Source organism: Prevotella lacticifex, assembly GCF_019973375.1.
GTDB classification, from domain to species: Bacteria; Bacteroidota; Bacteroidia; order Bacteroidales; family Bacteroidaceae; genus Prevotella; species Prevotella lacticifex.
Genome location: NZ_BPTV01000002.1, coordinates 236,676 through 254,787 on the forward strand (window position 1 = coordinate 236,676; position 18,112 = coordinate 254,787).

Sequence of the window (18,112 nt, forward strand, 5' to 3'; positions counted from 1 at the left end):
CTTTCATGTTCCAAGGTTATTCCAATCGTTGATAATGCCGTCCACCATGTTGCTTGCCTGATAGACGGAGGCCCAGCTCTCAGGGTCGATGGCAAAGAACACCTCGCCCCAGGTGCCGAACTGGCACATCATCACCATCACGTCCATCTTATACTTCATCTCCAACAGTCGGGAGTAGATCTTATTGGCCAGTGTCAGACGGGTGTAGCGGTCCATGAAGTTGTAGCCGTCGCCCTGACCCATGTTGTAGCGTCCGCCGCCGTTGGGTATCTTCTGGCGGATGATGGGATTGTCGGGCAATTTTATCTTGCCGTTGTTCACCACGTCGATGAAGTCATGGATAAGTCCTTCAGTCTCAATGACAATGTCGGCGAGCTCGTTCAGGCAGAGGACGTAGTTCTTCACGGGGTTCGAGGCGATGTACTTCGTCACCGTGGGCACGGACGTGAGGATGTCGGCACTAAGAAGAAAAATTTCCTTGTAGTAGGCTGTCTCCTCGCCGAAGCCGCGGACATTGGTCATCGTCAGGTGGTAGAGTTCCTTGATGCCTTCCATGGTGGCGGTGTACTGCAAGATCTTTTTCTGCTTGTCGGAGATGGTGTCCAGACGCTCGTTATGCTTGTCCTCGATGGCTTTCTGTGCGGCGGCGTTGGCGGAGACCTGCGCGATGGTCTTGGTATCTATGACAAGGCGCCATCCGGCAAAGGCATGACTTGCACTGAAGAGCAGAAAGGCTGCGGTCAGAGCACAGCATTTCTTGTATCTTCTGTCTGTCTTGTTCTTTTGCCTTTTGAACGTCTTGCTCGTTTTCAGTCTGATTTGTCCCATAGTGGCATGATTTTCTGTTGTTTGTTCACTTTGACCGCGAAGTCAAGGTACTTTTTGATTCCGAGTTTCTTGCGGTCTTCCTCGATTTTCGTGATGGCGGTCTGTATGTCACCGTAGTGGCGCTCATAGACTTTCAGGGCTTCTTTCTCGGCGCGCTCGGTGGTGTAGGCCCAGTAGCACTCGGGCGGTTCCTCCACGCCATAGACGTCGGAGTACTGGCCACGGCAGATCCACACTTCCTTAAAGTAGCTGCGGCCGTCGTGGTTGTTGAGGGCGTTGACGGTGAAGATCTGCTGTTTCTGCACCTGCGTCAGTCCGAGGATAGCACTGATGGCATCGTAACGGTCCTTGAACTTGCTCTGGTCGAGGAGGATTTTCACGTCAGAGTTGTTGATGATGGCTTCCTTGACGATGGGACTGTCGATGACATCGTTGAGCTCTTGGGTCACCACTCCGGCGATGCCGTGGAACTTTCTCACGGTCTTGTAGAGATACTTGATGTACTCTGCCATGGTAGGTGAGGAGATGGCTTTCCACGCTTCCTCGATGATGAGGGCCTTGCGGCCTTTCTTGATGCGCATCTTCTGAAGGAACACGTCCATGATGATGAGCACGACGATGGGGAACAGCACAGGGTCGTCCTTGATCTTGTCGATCTCGAAGACGATGAATTTCTCGTCAAAGAGACTGGCATCAACGTCGTTGTTCAGCGTGTGCTCGAGCTCACCGCCTTTGTAGAACTGTTCTAAGATGGCTGCGAAGTTGTCGATGTCGAACGTGATGCTCTTCTCCCTCATGATCTGGGGGATGCGCTCGATGGCAAACTCGTAGTAGCTGTTGAAGCTGAGGTTGTCGACGTGCATCTTTCTGCGCTGTTTCTCCATGCGGTCGATGCGCTGCTCGATGGTGACGAGGTAGTTGCCCTCGATGAGTTGCGGCATGAGGCGCATGAGCTGGCGGTTGGCGGCAACCTTCTCGCCGTCGGTTGCGGCCTTGTCGTTGATGAGGTCGTGGAGTTTGTTCACCTTCCGCTGGATTCGTGCGTAGGCTTCCTTTTCCTCAGCAGTATGTAGATGACCGTCATCGGCCATACGACTGCCATCAGCAGTATGGATAGGACCGTATTCAGTATCCTGTCCGCCAAAGGCAGATGGATCTTCGAATGTTTCGGAGGTGGGCATGTCTGTTTCATAGTCATACTCTGTATGTTTGTATTTTTCTTCGAGTTCCTTGCTGTGCTTCTCGTAGGTGCCGTTCTTCTTGTCCTCAAGGAGCAGACGCTTGCGGAGGTGGTCGCGCTCTGCGTCGGTGAACTCCTTGAACGGGGTGAAGTACGACACGTAGTACTCGACTATGGTCTGGTTGATGATCATGTCCGGTTCATCCGACATTTCGAGTGATACTATGATATAATAAAAAAGGAAACCACCGTTTATTGTATATTTAAATCATCACAAATAAGTATACAATGATAAACAGCAGTTTCCTATATCATGGATTTGGCCTTTACAACCATATCTGCACGAGAGTCAGCTACAAAGGTAATACAATTATTTTTAATGTGGAGTCAAAGGAACGATTAAAATGTTGCCCGAAGTGTGGATGCCGTCACCTTGTCAAGAACGGTTTCCGTTACCGTGACTTTATAGGGCTTCCCATAGGAGGCAAGAAGACCATATTCCGTATGAAGGTTCAGCGCTACAAGTGCAAGGACGAGGACTGTGATTATGACCAGCAGGAGCCAATAACGTTTACAACGGGCAGCCAAACCTACACACACCGCTTTGCCACATATGTAGTCTGCCTGCTGAAGTCAATGACAATCCGTGCGGTATCAGACTTGCTAATGGTAGGTTGGGACACCATAAAGGACATACACATGCGATTTTTGGAGAGGCGCTACCTGCCAATTTCCCTCAAGGGCGTAAAGAACATCGGCATAGACGAGTTCGCCGTCAAGAAGGGGCACGTATACAAGACCATTGTCGTTGACCTCGATACCGGCAGGATAATCTATGTGGCCAACGGCAAGGATGCCGCCTGCCTTGACAAGTTCTGGAAGATGGTCAAGAGGCAACATGTGACCATAGAGCATGTGGCTACCGATCTTTCAGGTGCGTTCATTAAGGCTGTCAGTGAAAATTGTCCTGACGCACAGCATATCTTCGACCATTTCCATGTTCAGAAGCTTATGAACGAGAAAGTTGACGATACAAGACGTACTGTCTGCCGGACGGAAAAGGACGTAAACAAGCGTAAGGTAATAATGGGGGTGAGACTGTTACTGTTGAAAAATGGCAAGGACGTTATGGACAAGTATTACAAAACCAGGCTTGACAATGCCCTTGCCATGAACGAACCTCTATCGAAAGCATACTATTTGAAGGAAGGGCTGAGGGAAATATGGATGCAGATAAGCAAGAAAGCTGCTGAGGCAGTGCTTGAAGACTGGTGCAGACAGGCAAGGGAGAGCAAAGTACCGCAAATGATACAAATGGCAAATACCGTTAGGGGATTCAGAACGGGAATACTCGCCTGGTATGACTGCCATATCTCAACTGCTAAAGTAGAGGGTACGAACAACAAAATCAAAGTATTGAAAAGAACTGCATATGGATTCAGAGATGACAAATATTTTGATTTGAGGCTATATGCACTTCATGATTGCCGTATCACTCGAAATGTCGGATGAACCTCATGTCCTCTATCTTCGTGGGAGCCTCGCTGCCCTTAAAGATGAGGAATATGAGCGACTTGAGGAAGTTCTTCTTCTCTCCGAAGTTCTGGGCGTACTCGGTGTCCGTAATCTTGAACGGGTTCATCGAGATGGGCTTCTCCTTAGAGTAAGAGATGTAAGTACCTTTGAAATATCGACATATACCCTCGTAGCTGTCGCCGGTATCTACCATCACAACGTCGGTATTCTGCTCCAGGAGCTGTCGCACGACGCTGTTCATGTGGAAGTGTTTTCGGGTTTCGTAAATAACTGTAATACAGATAGAAACATAACGCTTCCAAAATTGAACGGTACAAAAAAGTGCAATAGCGAAAATTGGGAAATTGAAGAGTTTTGCAGAGCAAAACCAGCCTTCAAGAGTGGACAAGATTTAATAATTTGTTAAGATTATTTAACCTTTAATTTTGAGGCAATTTTGCCGTTTGCCAAGTCTGGCTGACTACAGTTGCTCATTTTGGGGCTTAGACGATAACTCGAAAATCGACTAAAACCAGAGTTCTTGTACCGTCATTGTATCTCGGATGCACTAAGTAACTGTGTGACAAGGTCGGTTAATGATTCAAAGTCAACTTAGGACACGGAATTTTGATTTTCAATCGTGCCCATGTTTTTGTGCCGCCAGGCAGATAATCTTTGGTACGAGTTGATTCAAAAAGGTAGGGAAAAGAAAGGATGAGGTAACACTTTGAGGCAAAAAGGGGATTTCTTAGGCAGATTTTATTCTTTTTCTTCAAAAAAGTTTGGCTATTTCAAATTAAAGCAGTACCTTTGCACCACCAGAACCCGCCAAGCCTCTCAACGATGCTCAAATGTGCGGGTCGTTTTATTTTTATACAATGAGCAACAGAATCCCATTCCAGAAGCCGTACACTAGTGCGCACGACCTTGTCTGTCTCTTGCAGTCAAGAGGATTGACAGTTACAGATACTGCCAAGGCTGAGAGTTATCTCGAATATATTGGCTATTACCGTCTGTCAGCCTATATGTATCCTTTGCTACAGATGCCGAAGGAGCAACATCGCTATAAACCGAGTGCAACGTTTAGCCAAGTGATGATGCTCTATCGTTTCGACAAGAAACTTCGACTGCTTATCTTCAATGAGATAGAAAAGATTGAGGTTGCAGTGCGAAGCGCAATCGTCAATATCGGCAGTGCCATGACGGGCAATCCGTTCTGGATGACTGATTGCAGCAATTTCATTGATGCAGGGAAGTTCCGCCGTACAATGGACTTGATTGATGCCGAGCTTCATCGCTCACGCGAAGATTTCATTGTTCATTTCAAACAGACCTATTCTGATGCGTACCCTCCAGCCTGGATATTGGCAGAAGTGCTTCCCTTCGGAGTTATCACCAATATCTTCAGCAACATCAAGGTCGCCCGAATCAAGAAAAGCATTGCTCGGAGATTTGGTTTGCAGGTAGCACCTTTTGAGTCGTGGCTTACCATTGTTACTCTAACCCGCAACTCATGTTGCCATCATGCCCGTGTGTGGAACAAGCAAAACACCATACGTCCAATGCTTCCAAATCGAATGGCTGGCAGCTGGATAACTCTGTCCACTGATACACTCCGCATCTACTTTGACCTTTGCATTATCAAGTATTTCCTAAACATCATTTCGCCAAACAACGATATGAAGGCCAAGATTGATGTGCTGCTGTCCGCTTTTCCATCCATTGACACTAATGCAATGGGCTTTCCGCGTGGTTGGGAGAATGAGCCGCTATGGAATTAGTCTTTGTAGTATAAATCTGGATGTGCTGAAAGCAATGGCAAGATATAGAAGATACATATATATAATAGGTATAGCAGTGCTGGCCATTATGGGCTGCACAGGCGATAACAATGACAGTAAGAAATATGCCCGGCAACCTAAAGATACCGTCCACACCGCAGAGAAGGCGATGGCTGTTTTCGAATACGACCCTGTGCGGGCGCTGGAGATTGTGGACTCAGCGGTCATCGTGGGAAACCTGCCCGACTGGTGGGCAGACTTCTACAGGGCGCGAATCTACAGCAGTACGCAGGTACCGGAACTGCTCGATTCGATGCTTCATGGGGTCAAAGGGGCGGCGGGCGACACGGCACGCGTCATTGCCGAGCGACTGCTCTGTCACGACTCCATCAAGGTAAGTCTGGCCCGTCAGCAAGACGTGCTGGAAGTTCTGGCCTATACCGCCCGCCAGCAGAATGACACGTTGGGCTGGCTGCAGCGTTCGCGCGAGTTGGTGGAGGTGTGCCACGGACAGGGGGCCGAGACCGAGGCTCTGCGCAACGAGGCAGAGGTGGGTGCCGCTCTCTGCTTTCTGGGAAAGGAGACCGAGGGCATGGCGCGGATTGACAGTGTGATAGCCCTACTGGACGTGAAGAAGTTCAACGAGCTCGATGCCATGCTCATTGTGCTGAAGCGCAAGGTGATGGTGCTGGCCGAGAGGGGGCATTATGCCGAGATGTTGCCGCCGGCCTGCCAGATGCTGGAGCGACTCAGCGACTACGAGCAGCACTCCGACCGCTATCACGACAGCAGCTACCGTGAGCCTAAGGACTCCACCGACAGGCAGGACTATATTGAGTTCTACCGCTCGAAGGCGCAGAAGTATATCGCCGCTGCCTACGCCGCCATCAGCGAGAGCGGCAGCATGGAAGAGTTCTTCCGCCAGTTGGAGGCCATCGTGCGCGACGCTGCTGCCCGCGAGCACCGCGCCCGCTACCAGGCCATAGAACAGCAGTGTGAGACGGAGCGGCAGCGGGCAGAGGCGCGTCGCAACGCATTGATAGCATGGAGCACGGGCATCATCAGTCTGCTGGCCATTTGCTTAGCCCTGTTCGCCCTCTACAAGCACCGTGAGACGCGGCGCAAGAACCGTGCGCTGGTGCGGCAGATTGACGAGGCGATGGCGTATAAAGAAAGGTATGAGGCTCTTTTATCGCCTCAGATTCTGGACACACCAAAGGGTGGAAACGCAGAAGATACTACTGACACCGACCTCTTCGCCCAGATTCACGACACCATCGTCCGCGAGCAGCTTTACCTCAACCCCACCTGCGACCGCCAGATGCTCATCGACCGTTTCGGGCTTTCGAAGGAGCGCATTGGTGCCGCCTTTGTCAAGGGCAGCAGCCATCCATCGCTGTCGGCCTATATCAACGACCTGCGGTTGGAACATGCCTACAAGTTGCTGCTTGACCAACCTGGTCTTGACCTTGGGCAGGTGGCGCAGCAGAGTGGTTTCAGCAGCCGGAAGTATTTTGGCGACCGCTTCAAGTCGCGCTACGGCATGACTCCTTCCGAGTTCAGGGCTGCCCGGCAATGATGGTCTGACAGCAAGTCATTATATGCCAGAAATTGTCTTCGGACGTCAGAAATGGTCTTTCTGACGTCCGAATTTGTCTGAAACCACGTCCGAATCTGTCTGTGCCCTTGCGGGCGCAGGCATTTTTGTGTACCTTACGCGCCGTAATAACAACAAAAAGGTACGCTTATGCACACATCAACACTCATCCTTCTGCTCACGGGCATCATCGCGATGCTCGTCGCGCTCGTCGGTTTCCTTTGCTGGCGCATGGCCCGTAAGAACGACGAACTGCGCCACAAGAACAACGTCATCGTCAGCGAGGTGGAGCGCAACCAGCGCCTCATCGACCGTGCCGTCAGCCTCGGCCTCAATCGTGCCGCCCTGCTGTAACCGAGGGAATAAGACAGAAAATCTTTAACATATAAACACCATGATGAAAAGAAAATACAACAGACCAACGATGAGAGTTGTCACCTTGCAGCAGCAACAGCATTTGCTCAGTGGCAGCAGTGGGATAAACGGAGAGATTTCCGGGTATCAGAAGTCGAGTGGCGGCTTTAGTCAAGATGATGACTTAACAGAATAATAACTATAACGAATACGACAACGCAATATGAACAAGAGGAAACTATTTCAATGGGCTGTGCTCGGCTACATGATGCTGACTGGGATGACGGCTTGCTCGAGCGACGATGATACTACGGACATACCCGACGACGGTGTGAAGGTGCGCCGCATTACCATTACCCAAACCGACGATGCGGCAGCGCGGCAGATGCTAACCCGATCCACGCTTGTTGAAAGTGATGGTCTTACCGCCTCATGGACAGCAGGCGACGGACTGACGTACTGCAACTTGAGTAGAACGAACCCTATGAATTATGAGATATACACTGGCCCACTAACCGCTGCCTCCACCGCCTCCACCTCGCAGTTCACTGGCAACGTGACGTGTAATGCCGGCGACTACCTCGCTGTGGTCTATCCCGCCGCGACTTTTGTGACGAACGAGAGCTACACCATTTCGCTCTCTGGGCAGGACGGCACATTAGGGACTCTGGCTACGAACTACCACTACGTTTATGGCAAAGCCTACGTCACATCTGTCACCGACAACACAGCCAATGCCACGATGGAGAAGATGAAGAGCCTGCTCACGGTGTGCAAGTTCTCGTTCGTCGATAAGACCACTGGTGCTGCCATTCCCATCAAGACGCTCGCCATCAGTTATGGTGGCAGCGGCTCTGATGCCCGCACTTATCCGCAGACGGCCACGGTGACGCTAAACAGCAACGGCATCTTGGAGCAGTCAGCAGTCCACGCTGCGGGAACAGCATCCACTTCTTCCCTTCTTGTGGACTGTTCCGTGGCTTTCTCCCTTCCTTCGGAGGGGTTGGGGGAGGTTTTTGTCGCCCTACTGCCAACCAGCGGCCAACGCACCTTCAACTTCACCGTCGCCAACAGTAGCGGCACCTATACTGGCACCGCCAAGGCTACGCTCGTCGAGGGCGAATACATCGTGGCCACGGGCCTGAAGCTAACCAAGAATAACTAAAAGACCAACAATATGAAAACAAAACATTTCATTCAGCAGATGGCCGTGACACTCATGATGCTTATGGCCGGTACCTCGCCCACATGGGCGTGGTGGAGCTATGACGAAACCCATGATGACCCAGGAGGCGGCACCTACACCTTCCGTTCCCAGCTATGGGGCTCCAAATTCGACTTCAACGCGGCAAGATATTTCGAGACGCACATGAGTTTCGACATGAATAGCCACTGTTATTATTGGATGTTCGAGTTTATGGCCGTACCTGGGACGAAGCACATTGGCTTTCCTGAGTATCATTACAATGTATCTCTGGTGACAAGCGACAACGTGGTGCATAAGGTGGCCGAATGGAAAAAAGAGGACAACGGAACGAGTATCTCAGACTACAAGGCCACCGACACCACCTGGGGAACTGTCCAGATAGAGAGAATTTCCAAGCTTTCGTTCCCTAATGACGGAAAACTGGTGCTTCAGTTCTTCCCCACAGACCGTTGCTTCGCCGACGGTGTCAAGCGCATTAGGATACAATACAGCTACGCGGCATACGACCCGGCCAACCACATGGACATCGATGAAGGTGACACCCAGTTTGAAAAAGATCTCAACACCCAGCTGGCTGACAACGAGCCGCTGCCCAAGCTGACGATAGACTGGGGCGACGACTACACGCTGACCTATCGGGCAAGCGGCGCCGTGAAATATATGTCTGTCCAACAGAAGTACCTGACAAACAGATATTTTGTTGGTGACCCGGAGAGCGATGCCAAACTTGCCAACGCCACCCTGAATCTCGATGATTTCACGGTTACAAGCAACCATGCCGGGGCGTCAGACATCCTGATTACCACTCCTGTCAGACTCTACGGTTATAATTGCGGTGCCTATTTCTATCCGGTAACGGTTAACTATACCCGAATGGCCGAGATTGACCCTGACGGCAGCTCTAACTACAGCTTCAACCTCACACGACCTGAGGAAGAGGTCATCATCGATCCCTTCACACGTCCCCTCACCGTCAACGTTCAGTTCAACAAGTGGCAAAAGCAAAACAAAGTCACCTGGACACGCAACGAGCAGGCCCGAGGCACTACTCGCAACAGATGGATTTACCGCCCCTGCCGCACCGATGGCAAGTGGTATGTCATCCGCTACGAGGACGGACAGGAGGCCACCGAGTACACTGTTGTCGGCGAAATGAATGGTGATGCAACAGACCTGAAAGTAGTAGATACCAATATCGACTACGACAAACTGTACAATTACCGCGTCATCTTCCTGCCCGACATATTGTCAGCCAAATACAAAGACCAACTGGCCAGCGGCATGCTGGCGGCGCAGGGGCGGCTTATTGCCAACTTCTGGATAGAGCAACAGGTGAACACCAAGCTCGAAATGCCCATCACACTGGATCAAGACCGCAGCTACGACGGAGCCGTGCGCCTCGTCTGGGAATACTGCATACAGCCAACGGGTCAGAACTGGACCATCGAGTATAGTCCTGCGGGCGCGAATGCCTGGCGCGTGCTGGACAACAGCATGATGGTCGACCCGGATAAATCTACGGCGAGCTTCGATGCCGAAGGCTCAGTGTGCGACATGATGGACTACCGCGTGAAGACCACCTATATGGATCGCGACTTCTATAGTAACGTTAAATCCTGCAACCTGCCTGCAGGCAGCTACATCAGCGAGGTGAAGGCCTCGACGGGCACGGAGGAGAAGACCGTCATCGTGAAGTGGAAGGTGGCACGGGCCGACGTGACCAACGACATCTACTTCCGTGTGCTGCGCCGTGCCATCGGCACTGAGGAGTGGACCGTGCTGACCGACGAGGTACACGGCACCGCCTCGGAGTACACCTACACCGACGACCGTCCGCTGGCCGGTTCCTACTATGAATACTCCGTGCAGGCCTACGGTGCGAAGTGCGACGAGCAGTTAGTGCAGACCGACGAGGTCATCACCCCCGGCTTCTCGCAGGCCCGCGGCACCATCACCGGCCACATCAGCTACGGCACGGGTACCGCCGTGGCCGGAGCACGGGTGAACCTCATCAAGTCTTCTGCCGACACCGATGCCGACCAGCCGCAGTACCTCTCGCGCTACATTCAGGGCGTGGGCAAGGGCCTGCAGTGGACGGCTGCCGACAAGGAGAAATACGCCAAGGTGCTCAACGGCGACGGTGCCTTCACCATCCAGTTCTGGGCACGGCCACTTGGCGTAAGCGCTGGCGGCACAGAAAAACAAACCATCCTGCGGCTGGGCAACAGATGGGAATTGGGCGTGAGGAGCGACGATGGCGAGAACTTCTACCTAAACCGTGTTGTTCAAAGCGGCACAACCAACTACTCACACCACTTCAACAAGAGGCTACCCTTCAGCAGCACCGACTTCACCCACGTCACCGCCGTCTATGACCACGGCATGCTAACCTGCTATGTGGGCACCGACACGCTGCTGACCTATACGTTGGATGACACTGGGCGTAAGGACTGGGGCAACAACAACGGCCCCACGCTTGCTGTGGGCGGCATTTCAAGCCTGTATACAGACATGAACCTCCAGCCCTTCACCGGCTACATCGACGACATCCGCCTGTGGAACCGCGCCCTCAGCAAAGACGAGATTGAGGCCAACTACACCCGCATCCTTGGCGGCACGGAGAACGGCCTGATACTCTACTGGCCGCTCGACGAGGGCATCAACGTGAAGAGCTACGCCTTCGACATCAGCCGTCAGGACGGCATCTACCAGCTGAACCACCCCGAGGTGGGCGTCAATGCGCAGCCGTCGGCCAGTGTGCCGCAGCGGCTGGGTCTCTACGGCGTGACCGACAAGGAGGGCGATTATATTATAAAAGGTATACCCTTCCAGCAGGGCGGCACCAACTACAAGCTGGCCCCTGAGCTGGGCATCCATGAGTTCTCGCCCGCCGTGCGCTCCATGTTCGTCAGTCCGACGAGCCTCACGGCCAACAACATCGATTTCGAGGACGTGTCCAGCTTCCCCATGGAGGGCCACATCTACTATGCAGGCACGAACATCCCCGCCGAGGGCATACAAATCTATGTAGACGGCGACTTGCAGTCGGAGGATGGTAAGATTGTGCAGACCGATGCCGACGGCCTTTACCGCGTGTCGGTGCCCATAGGCCAGCACTTCGTTGAAGCCAAGCTCGACGGCCACACGATGGTCAGCGGCGGACGCTTCCCTACTGAGGGCCGCTTCAACTTCGACCGTGCCATGACCTACGACTTTGCCGACTCTACGCTGGTCAACTTCGTGGGCCGTGTGGCTGGCGGCACACGGGCCGACACACTGGCCGTGGGCTTCGGAGCCACGAAGAACAACATCGGCCAGGCCAAGATTACGCTGAAGCTGAGCAACGAGTCGTTCTTGTTCAATACCGATGCCACGCAAAGCCGCACCTGGGCCAGCGACACCACGGCCATACAGAGCACGGCACAGACGGAAACAGGGGACGATGCGAAGTACATCGTCATCGAGACCGACCCGCAGACGGGTGAGTTCTCGGCCCTGCTGCCCCCACTGAAGTACATCGTGAAGAGCATTGAGATTCCCAAGAATGAGGATCTTGAGTTCACCTCCCTGCCGCAGATAGACCTGACCAACGTGCGCAAGGAGATGACCGACTCGCTGAAAGTGCTGACCGAACAGGGCGACAGCGTGTGGAACTACTATAAGTATAACACCAAGATGGTGCAGACCTACTTTGCCAAGCCTGAGGTGGCCCTGTGGCAAGTGAAGGGCGACGGAGCCTTCGGCGAACAGGAACTGAAGGACTATGCCGTGAGCACCACCGAGACCATCGACATCACCGACATCTGGACCCGCGAGGCCGACGGCACGGTGAAGTACACCTACGACTTCCCCGTCTTTGCCCGCAAGAAGCAGTACACGTTCGGGCTCTTCGGCTATGAGGCCTATACCAACAAGGACAGCGGCACAGCCGTCACCGACACCATTCCGCTGAACGGACAGGTGCTGACCATCGCCAACGAGATGAGCGACGAGCAGAGCGTGGTGGCTCGTGTGATAGACCCCACCATGACCGACCTGAAGGCTGGCGACATCTACCAGCTGAAGCGCAATCAGGTGCGCTTGGACAGTCTGGGCCGCAATGAAATCACCTTCACCACCGGCGCGCCCAACGTGACGGCACCCTACACTCGCCAGTTCAGCCTGTCGTTCGAGCGCAACAACCGCACCTACGTAGGCCCCTCGCTGAACGGCATTGTGCTGGGCGAGCTGACCAACGGCAACAACTTCGTGACCGACGGCCCCGAACAGGTGCAGATGGTGCTGCGCGACCCGCCAGGCTCAAAGAGTAAGGCCACCTGGAAGACAGGCACCGTTTATACAAAGACAGACAGTGAGACCAAAGGAGTATATGCCGATGAGACCTTGTCGTTCGACCTCATCTGGGGCGCTGACCTTGACGTTGCTGTCGGTTTGGGTGTTGCCATCATCTCAGGCAGCAAAGCAAAGACAACAGCCGTCGTAGGCGAAAAGGGTTCTGTGGCCTGGCAGTGGAAAGACGAAACGACATGGGCCTATACCACAGCTGAGAACATCGCCACGAGTACGGGTGACAAATATGTGGGGGCCGACGGCGACGTGTTCATCGGCACGTCACACAACTACATCATTGGCACCTGCCGCAAGTTGGGCTTCCACCGCGAGGCCGACGGCATCGTGCTGGGACTGAAGGAGGCCGTGACCATCAATGACAGCATCAGAACCAATTTCGTATATTCTGCACTTGAGATTGAGGAGACCATGATACCCAAGATTCTGGACACCCGTAATGCCCTGCTGGAATACATGGACGAAACCGCTGCCAAAAGCTATGAGAACAAGTCCGACCAGGATGTCTATCTGACATGGCTCACGCCCGACGACCCGAACTATGGTGCGGAGGACACCTACGTCTGGAAATCGGGCATCAATGGCCGCTCACAGAACATGGTGCTGCACTACAACGAGTCGGTACGCCTCTGGCGGGAGCGGCTCGCCGAGAACGAGAAAGACAAAATCGAGGCGTTCAACGGTGGGGACTACTACAAGGAAAACCGCTCTTTTGACGGTGGCACAAGTTATTCCTTTAGTGAACGCCGCGACACGACACATGTTTCCACCACTGTCTTCAACGGCAAAGTAGGCATCATTGGCGAGGTGAAAACCATGTTCAGTATCAACTCTTCTGCAAGTTTCGGCACTAACATCAACTTCAAAACAGAGGTGGGCTACAACAACACCCAGATGTGGGCAGACTCACTCGACAACGTGAAGACCTACGCAGAGTTCGACTACGACCTGGTGGACGGCAACCCTGGCACCGACTTCACCGTCGACATCTACCGCTCACCGCGTGGCTGGGGCGACATCTTCCTGCTGCGCGGCGGACAGAGCTACAACCCCTACGAGGGGCTGGAGCACGCCAAGTACTATGAGCCGGAGAAACAGCACGTCATCTCCTACGGAACGGAGCAGATGGAACAGCCGGTCATACAGGTCAGCACCGACGGCAGCATATCGGCCAAGCAGGCCACGCTGACCGACATACCGGCTGGCGGCACGGGGCAGTTCACACTGCACCTCACCAACCAGACCACCACCAACCAGAGTTTCGACTTTGTGTATAAGCTCATGGTGCAGGAAAAGGCTAATCCCCACGGACTGGAGGTATTCATGGACGGTGTGGCTGCCGACGGTCGCAGCGTGTTTGTACCTGCCGGCGAGACGGTGAAGAAGACCATCACCGTGCGCCAGACCGACCAGAGCGTGCTCGACTATGAGGGCATCGAGATATGGTTCCTCTCGCAGTACCAGCCCATCAAGATCAACGACAAGTGCGTGCTGAACGTGCACTTCAAGCCCTCGTCATCGGCTGTCGACCTGGCTATCACCGAGCCGGTGCTCAACACCGACAATAAGACGGGCGAGCTACAACTGAAACTGACCAACTTCGACCGCCAGTTCAAGAACCTGAAGAACGTGGGCGTGCAGTATCGCTTCGCTGGTAACACGCAGTGGACCGACCTGCACACCTGGGTCACTGACAAGGCCGACTCGCTCAACACATCCTACGACATGCTGCCCGCCACGGGCGACCTGCGCCTGGCCGTCGACATGTCGAGCGACCTCTCCTACCCCGAGGGTAACTACGAGTTCCGCGGCTTTACTACTACGCCCTACGGCACCGACCTTGTCCATGTTTACAGCGATATCATCGCTGTCATCAAGGACATGACGAAGCCCCGCGCCCTCTTTACGCCCTCGCCGTCGAACGGCATCCTGGGCTTTGGCGACGAGCTGGCCGTGGAGTTCAATGAGGACATCGTGCCCGGCTACGTGGGCGACAAGGACATCATCGTCACGGCGAAGCTGAACCAGCAGCCCGTCAGCCATGAGGTGGCGGCCCACCTGAGCCGTCGTGGAGGGGGTGCACACACGGAGAACTCCATTTTCCTCAGTGGCGACTTCAGCACCGACTTTTGGCTCAATCGCGAAACGATGGGCACCGTCCTGCAGCTGGGCGTAGGCACCAACGTGTTCGCCTTGAGCTTCGACGACGAAGGCCATGCCCATGTGCATATTGCCGGTGCGGAACTGGTGAGCCATGCCACCGTGCCTACGGGCGTGTGGACCTACTGCGTACTGAGCTACAAGGCTTCCAACCATACGCTGAACATGCTCGCCCAATGGGACACCAGCAGCGAGCGTCTCTTCGAGAATGAGCCTGTTTCGCAGACCAACACAGAGGCTATTCATTACAGCGACGACAACCGCCTCCACTTAGGTCCTATCACGGCAAAGATCCATGACCTGAGCCTCTTTAACATCTACCGCGACGTGGCCGAGGCAGCTGCCACGAAGTATCAGTCGAAAGACAACTATGTCTATGGACTGGTGAACTACTGGCCCATGAACGAGGGACACGGCAACATCATCGCCGACCAACGCCATACGCATGACATCACACTGCAAGACACTTGGTCCATTGAGAATACCAACTACATGCTCCACATCGAAGCCGACGAGACGGCCGAGGCCGACATCACGCGCATCAACACCAGTCGTGGCGACAGCTATGCCATCGAGCTGTGGGCGCAGATGAACACCCAACCAGAAAGGGAGGCCACAATCTTCGAGACAGGCAGTGTGCCGCAGAACCGCCTGCGCCTCTACTACGATGCCACCAACAACCTGCATCTGGACTACGGTGAGAAGAGCACCACGGTGGCCAGCATCGAGGACTTCCCCAACTTGGAGCGCGCCAATCACTTGGCCCTGAATGTCGTTCGCGGTCAGGCTGCCTCGTTCTACATCAACGGTCAGCGCACTGCTGTCATTGCCGAGGCCGACATGCCCGCCATGGAGGGTGCCGTGATGCGACTGGGCGAAGGCTTCGACGGCTACATCGACGAGCTGCGCATCTGGAAGGCCACGCTCTCCGAGAGCCGCCTGCTCAGCAATATCTACAACACCCTCGACACGGCCGATGTCTATAGCCGTGGTCTCTTGGCCTACTATCCCTTTGAGAAGACCGGCACCGTAAACGGTGTGACCACCAAAGTAGGAACCCTCGAAGACCAGACCCCCGGCAGTGTGCTCAGCGGTTTTGCCGCTGAGATAGCCACCGGCACAACCTCCTCCATCATAGGCTCCAACTTCCCCTTGAAGAACGCCCCTGACGAGACGCGCCTCATCGCCTCGCCCGTAGCCTCGGAGCGCAAGGTGGTCATCAACCTCACTGGCGCCGGCATCTCGCCCCGCGACATCGAGGGCACCACGCTCAACATCACGCTGGCCGACATCCACGACCTGCACGGCAATACGTCGAACCCCATCAAGTGGACGGCCTACGTGCAGCAGAACACGCTGAAGTGGACCCGCGACTCGGTGAACGTCATCAAGAAGTATGGCGCAGACTATACCTTCGACATCGATATTGAGAACAAGGGCGGACAGACAGAATACTACACCTTATATAATATGCCACAGTGGCTGACGCTGGTGGATAGCGAGCGCAGCGACGATGTGCAGGCATTGAAGACCAAGACGCTGCGCTTCCAAGTGAACCCATTGGTGGCTGTGGGCAACTATGACGTGACCATCGGCCTGCAGGGTAACAACGAGATACTGGAGCCTCTGCGCATCGTGATGAAAGTGAGCGGCGAGAAGCCCCAATGGGCGGTCGACCCGACGAAGTATGACCACCAAATGACCATCATTGGGCAGGTGTATATCGACGGCATCCTCATGGAGAACGAGGAGAGCATGGTGGCTGCCTTCATTGGCAACGAGTGCCGAGGCGTGGCAAACGCCGAGAAGGTGCGTGGTGCGGCATACGTGACACTGAACATCTACGGCAACGACACCAAGGCAAAGGACAAAGACAAAGCCGTAACCTTCCGCATCTGGGATGCCTCGAAGGGGGTAGCCTATACCGATGCCAACATCACGCTACCCGATGCAGCCACCGTTCCCGACGGTTCACCGTCGGGTACCACCATCACCTTCGCCCAAGACCGGCTAATCGGCAACTTCGACACCCCGGCCGTCTGGACGAAGAGCGACAACGTGGAGCAACTCATCCCCATCCACCAGAACTGGAACTGGATAGCCTTCGGCGTGGATCCGCAGTCGCACTACCTCGACCACGTGTTTGCCGACTATGCCGAATGGATGATGATCATCAAGAGCCGCACGGCCTACAACGACTACAACGGTGCGCAGTGGTGGGACGGCACACTCACGGCAGCGAAGGCCAACGAGATGTACAAGCTGAAGATAGACCGCCTGCCCACCACGCAGCAGTCAGAGCCCAACAGTCTGCTCGCCGTATCGGGCCGACAGTTGAAGGATGACGCCGAGCGTGCCGTCACGCTGACGGAGGGCTGGAACTGGATAGCCTACACACCGCTCACGACGATGACCGTAGGCGAGGCGCTGGCCGCTGCCAACCCGCAGCAGGGCGACATCGTGAAGTCGCAGACCGCCGTGGCCATCTACGGCAGTTACGGCTGGGAAGGCAGTCTGAAAGCCCTGGAGGGCGGACGCGGCTATCTGTACTACAGCACTGACGGCCAGACGAAGTCGTTTGTCTATCCGATGGTATCAGCGGCATCAGCTAAGGCACGCATGGCAGCACCACGACGTGCTCCTGAAGGTCTGCGCATTTTCAAGCCTGTCGACTTAGGCCTCTATCCGAACAACATGACAATGGTCATCCAGTTGAAAGATGGCGATGCCGTCGTTGATACCTGTGAAGTGGCCGCATTCATCGGCGACGAGTGCCGCGGTGCCACCCGTGCCAGCGAGAACGGTTTGTACTATCTCGTCATCAGTGGCGAGGGAGCCGGTCAGCCCATAACGCTGCGCACCTGCCTGAACGGTGCCATCATCGACATCGACAACACGCAGCTGTTTGTCAGCGATGACAACATCGGCACGTCGTGGAATCCCTACGTCATCGACCTGCAGAACCTGTCGAACGGAATCACAGTGGTCGATGGTTCTGCCATCGACTCCAACACCGACTGGTGGACGCTTCAAGGCTTCAAGATAGGTCGCAAACCTACGCAGCCCGGTGTGTATATACATAAAGGTGAAAAGGTTACGATTAAGCGAGCGAAGTAAACAACAATCATGCTGAGGGAGCGGAC

Annotated in this window: 8 protein-coding genes and 2 pseudogenes; 7 read left to right on the plus strand and 3 right to left on the minus strand. The window is 54.3% G+C overall.

All coding sequences use genetic code 11. From position 1 onward, the window contains the following. Window positions 1-3: 3 nt before the first annotated feature. Together LDN30_RS11430 and LDN30_RS11435 are read right to left on the minus strand one after the other, a co-directional pair. Complete coding sequence (locus LDN30_RS11430; RefSeq protein ID WP_223929580.1) at window positions 4-828, minus strand: hypothetical protein; 825 nt, start codon at window positions 826-828, stop codon at window positions 4-6. Then, a pseudogene (locus LDN30_RS11435) lies at window positions 810-1,859 on the minus strand (TraG family conjugative transposon ATPase); the annotation flags it as partial. The pseudogene LDN30_RS11435 and the gene LDN30_RS11430, both read right to left, overlap by 19 nt. Before the next feature lie 437 nt (window positions 1,860-2,296). On the opposite strand from LDN30_RS11435, the gene LDN30_RS11440 reads away from it, so the two are divergent. Then, window positions 2,297-3,520 (plus strand): ISL3 family transposase, encoded by a 1,224-nt coding sequence (locus LDN30_RS11440; RefSeq protein WP_223927821.1) that lies wholly within the window; start codon window positions 2,297-2,299, stop codon window positions 3,518-3,520. Window positions 3,521-3,524: 4 nt separating this feature from the next. Here LDN30_RS11440 and LDN30_RS11445 read toward each other — a convergent pair. Beyond that, window positions 3,525-3,797 (minus strand): annotated as a pseudogene (locus tag LDN30_RS11445) (TraG/VirB4 family ATPase); the annotation flags it as partial. A 604-nt stretch (window positions 3,798-4,401) separates the two neighbouring features. Between LDN30_RS11445 and LDN30_RS11450 the strand changes: the two are divergent. The 6 genes from LDN30_RS11450 to LDN30_RS11475 all read left to right on the plus strand — a co-directional run bounded on the left by LDN30_RS11450 (window position 4,402) and on the right by LDN30_RS11475 (window position 18,086). After that, window positions 4,402-5,304: an Abi family protein gene (locus tag LDN30_RS11450; RefSeq protein WP_223927817.1), complete on the plus strand. Its 903-nt coding sequence runs from the start codon at window positions 4,402-4,404 to the stop codon at window positions 5,302-5,304. Between the two features lie 34 nt (window positions 5,305-5,338). Beyond that, complete coding sequence (locus LDN30_RS11455) at window positions 5,339-6,883, plus strand: helix-turn-helix domain-containing protein (protein ID WP_223927815.1); 1,545 nt, start codon at window positions 5,339-5,341, stop codon at window positions 6,881-6,883. 168 nt (window positions 6,884-7,051) lie between these two features. Then, entirely contained in the window at window positions 7,052-7,255 is a 204-nt protein-coding gene (locus LDN30_RS11460; RefSeq protein ID WP_223927813.1) for a hypothetical protein, read from the plus strand. Window positions 7,256-7,295: 40 nt separating this feature from the next. Continuing rightward, complete coding sequence (locus tag LDN30_RS11465) at window positions 7,296-7,451, plus strand: hypothetical protein (RefSeq protein WP_223927811.1); 156 nt, start codon at window positions 7,296-7,298, stop codon at window positions 7,449-7,451. Between the two features lie 27 nt (window positions 7,452-7,478). Then, window positions 7,479-8,420 carry a hypothetical protein gene (locus tag LDN30_RS11470; protein ID WP_223927809.1) on the plus strand — a complete coding sequence of 314 codons (942 nt, stop codon included), beginning with the start codon at window positions 7,479-7,481 and terminating at the stop codon, window positions 8,418-8,420. 12 nt (window positions 8,421-8,432) lie between these two features. After that, the gene (locus LDN30_RS11475; RefSeq protein WP_223929581.1) at window positions 8,433-18,086 is read left to right on the plus strand and encodes a LamG domain-containing protein; all 9,654 of its coding nucleotides are present in this window, start codon (window positions 8,433-8,435) and stop codon (window positions 18,084-18,086) included. Window positions 18,087-18,112: the final 26 nt, after the last annotated feature.

Bases quoted from the DNA above. Each gene is read 5' to 3' on its own strand.
- LDN30_RS11450 (WP_223927817.1), top strand. From the start codon at position 4,402: ATGAGCAACAGAATCCCATTCCAGAAGCCGTACACTAGTGCGCACGAC.
- LDN30_RS11475 (WP_223929581.1), top strand. From the start codon at position 8,433: ATGAAAACAAAACATTTCATTCAGCAGATGGCCGTGACACTCATGATG.
- LDN30_RS11430 (WP_223929580.1), bottom strand. From the start codon at position 828: ATGGGACAAATCAGACTGAAAACGAGCAAGACGTTCAAAAGGCAAAAG.
- LDN30_RS11470 (WP_223927809.1), top strand. From the start codon at position 7,479: ATGAACAAGAGGAAACTATTTCAATGGGCTGTGCTCGGCTACATGATG.
- LDN30_RS11460 (WP_223927813.1), top strand. From the start codon at position 7,052: ATGCACACATCAACACTCATCCTTCTGCTCACGGGCATCATCGCGATG.
- LDN30_RS11440 (WP_223927821.1), top strand. From the start codon at position 2,297: ATGATAAACAGCAGTTTCCTATATCATGGATTTGGCCTTTACAACCAT.
- LDN30_RS11455 (WP_223927815.1), top strand. From the start codon at position 5,339: ATGGCAAGATATAGAAGATACATATATATAATAGGTATAGCAGTGCTG.
- LDN30_RS11465 (WP_223927811.1), top strand. From the start codon at position 7,296: ATGATGAAAAGAAAATACAACAGACCAACGATGAGAGTTGTCACCTTG.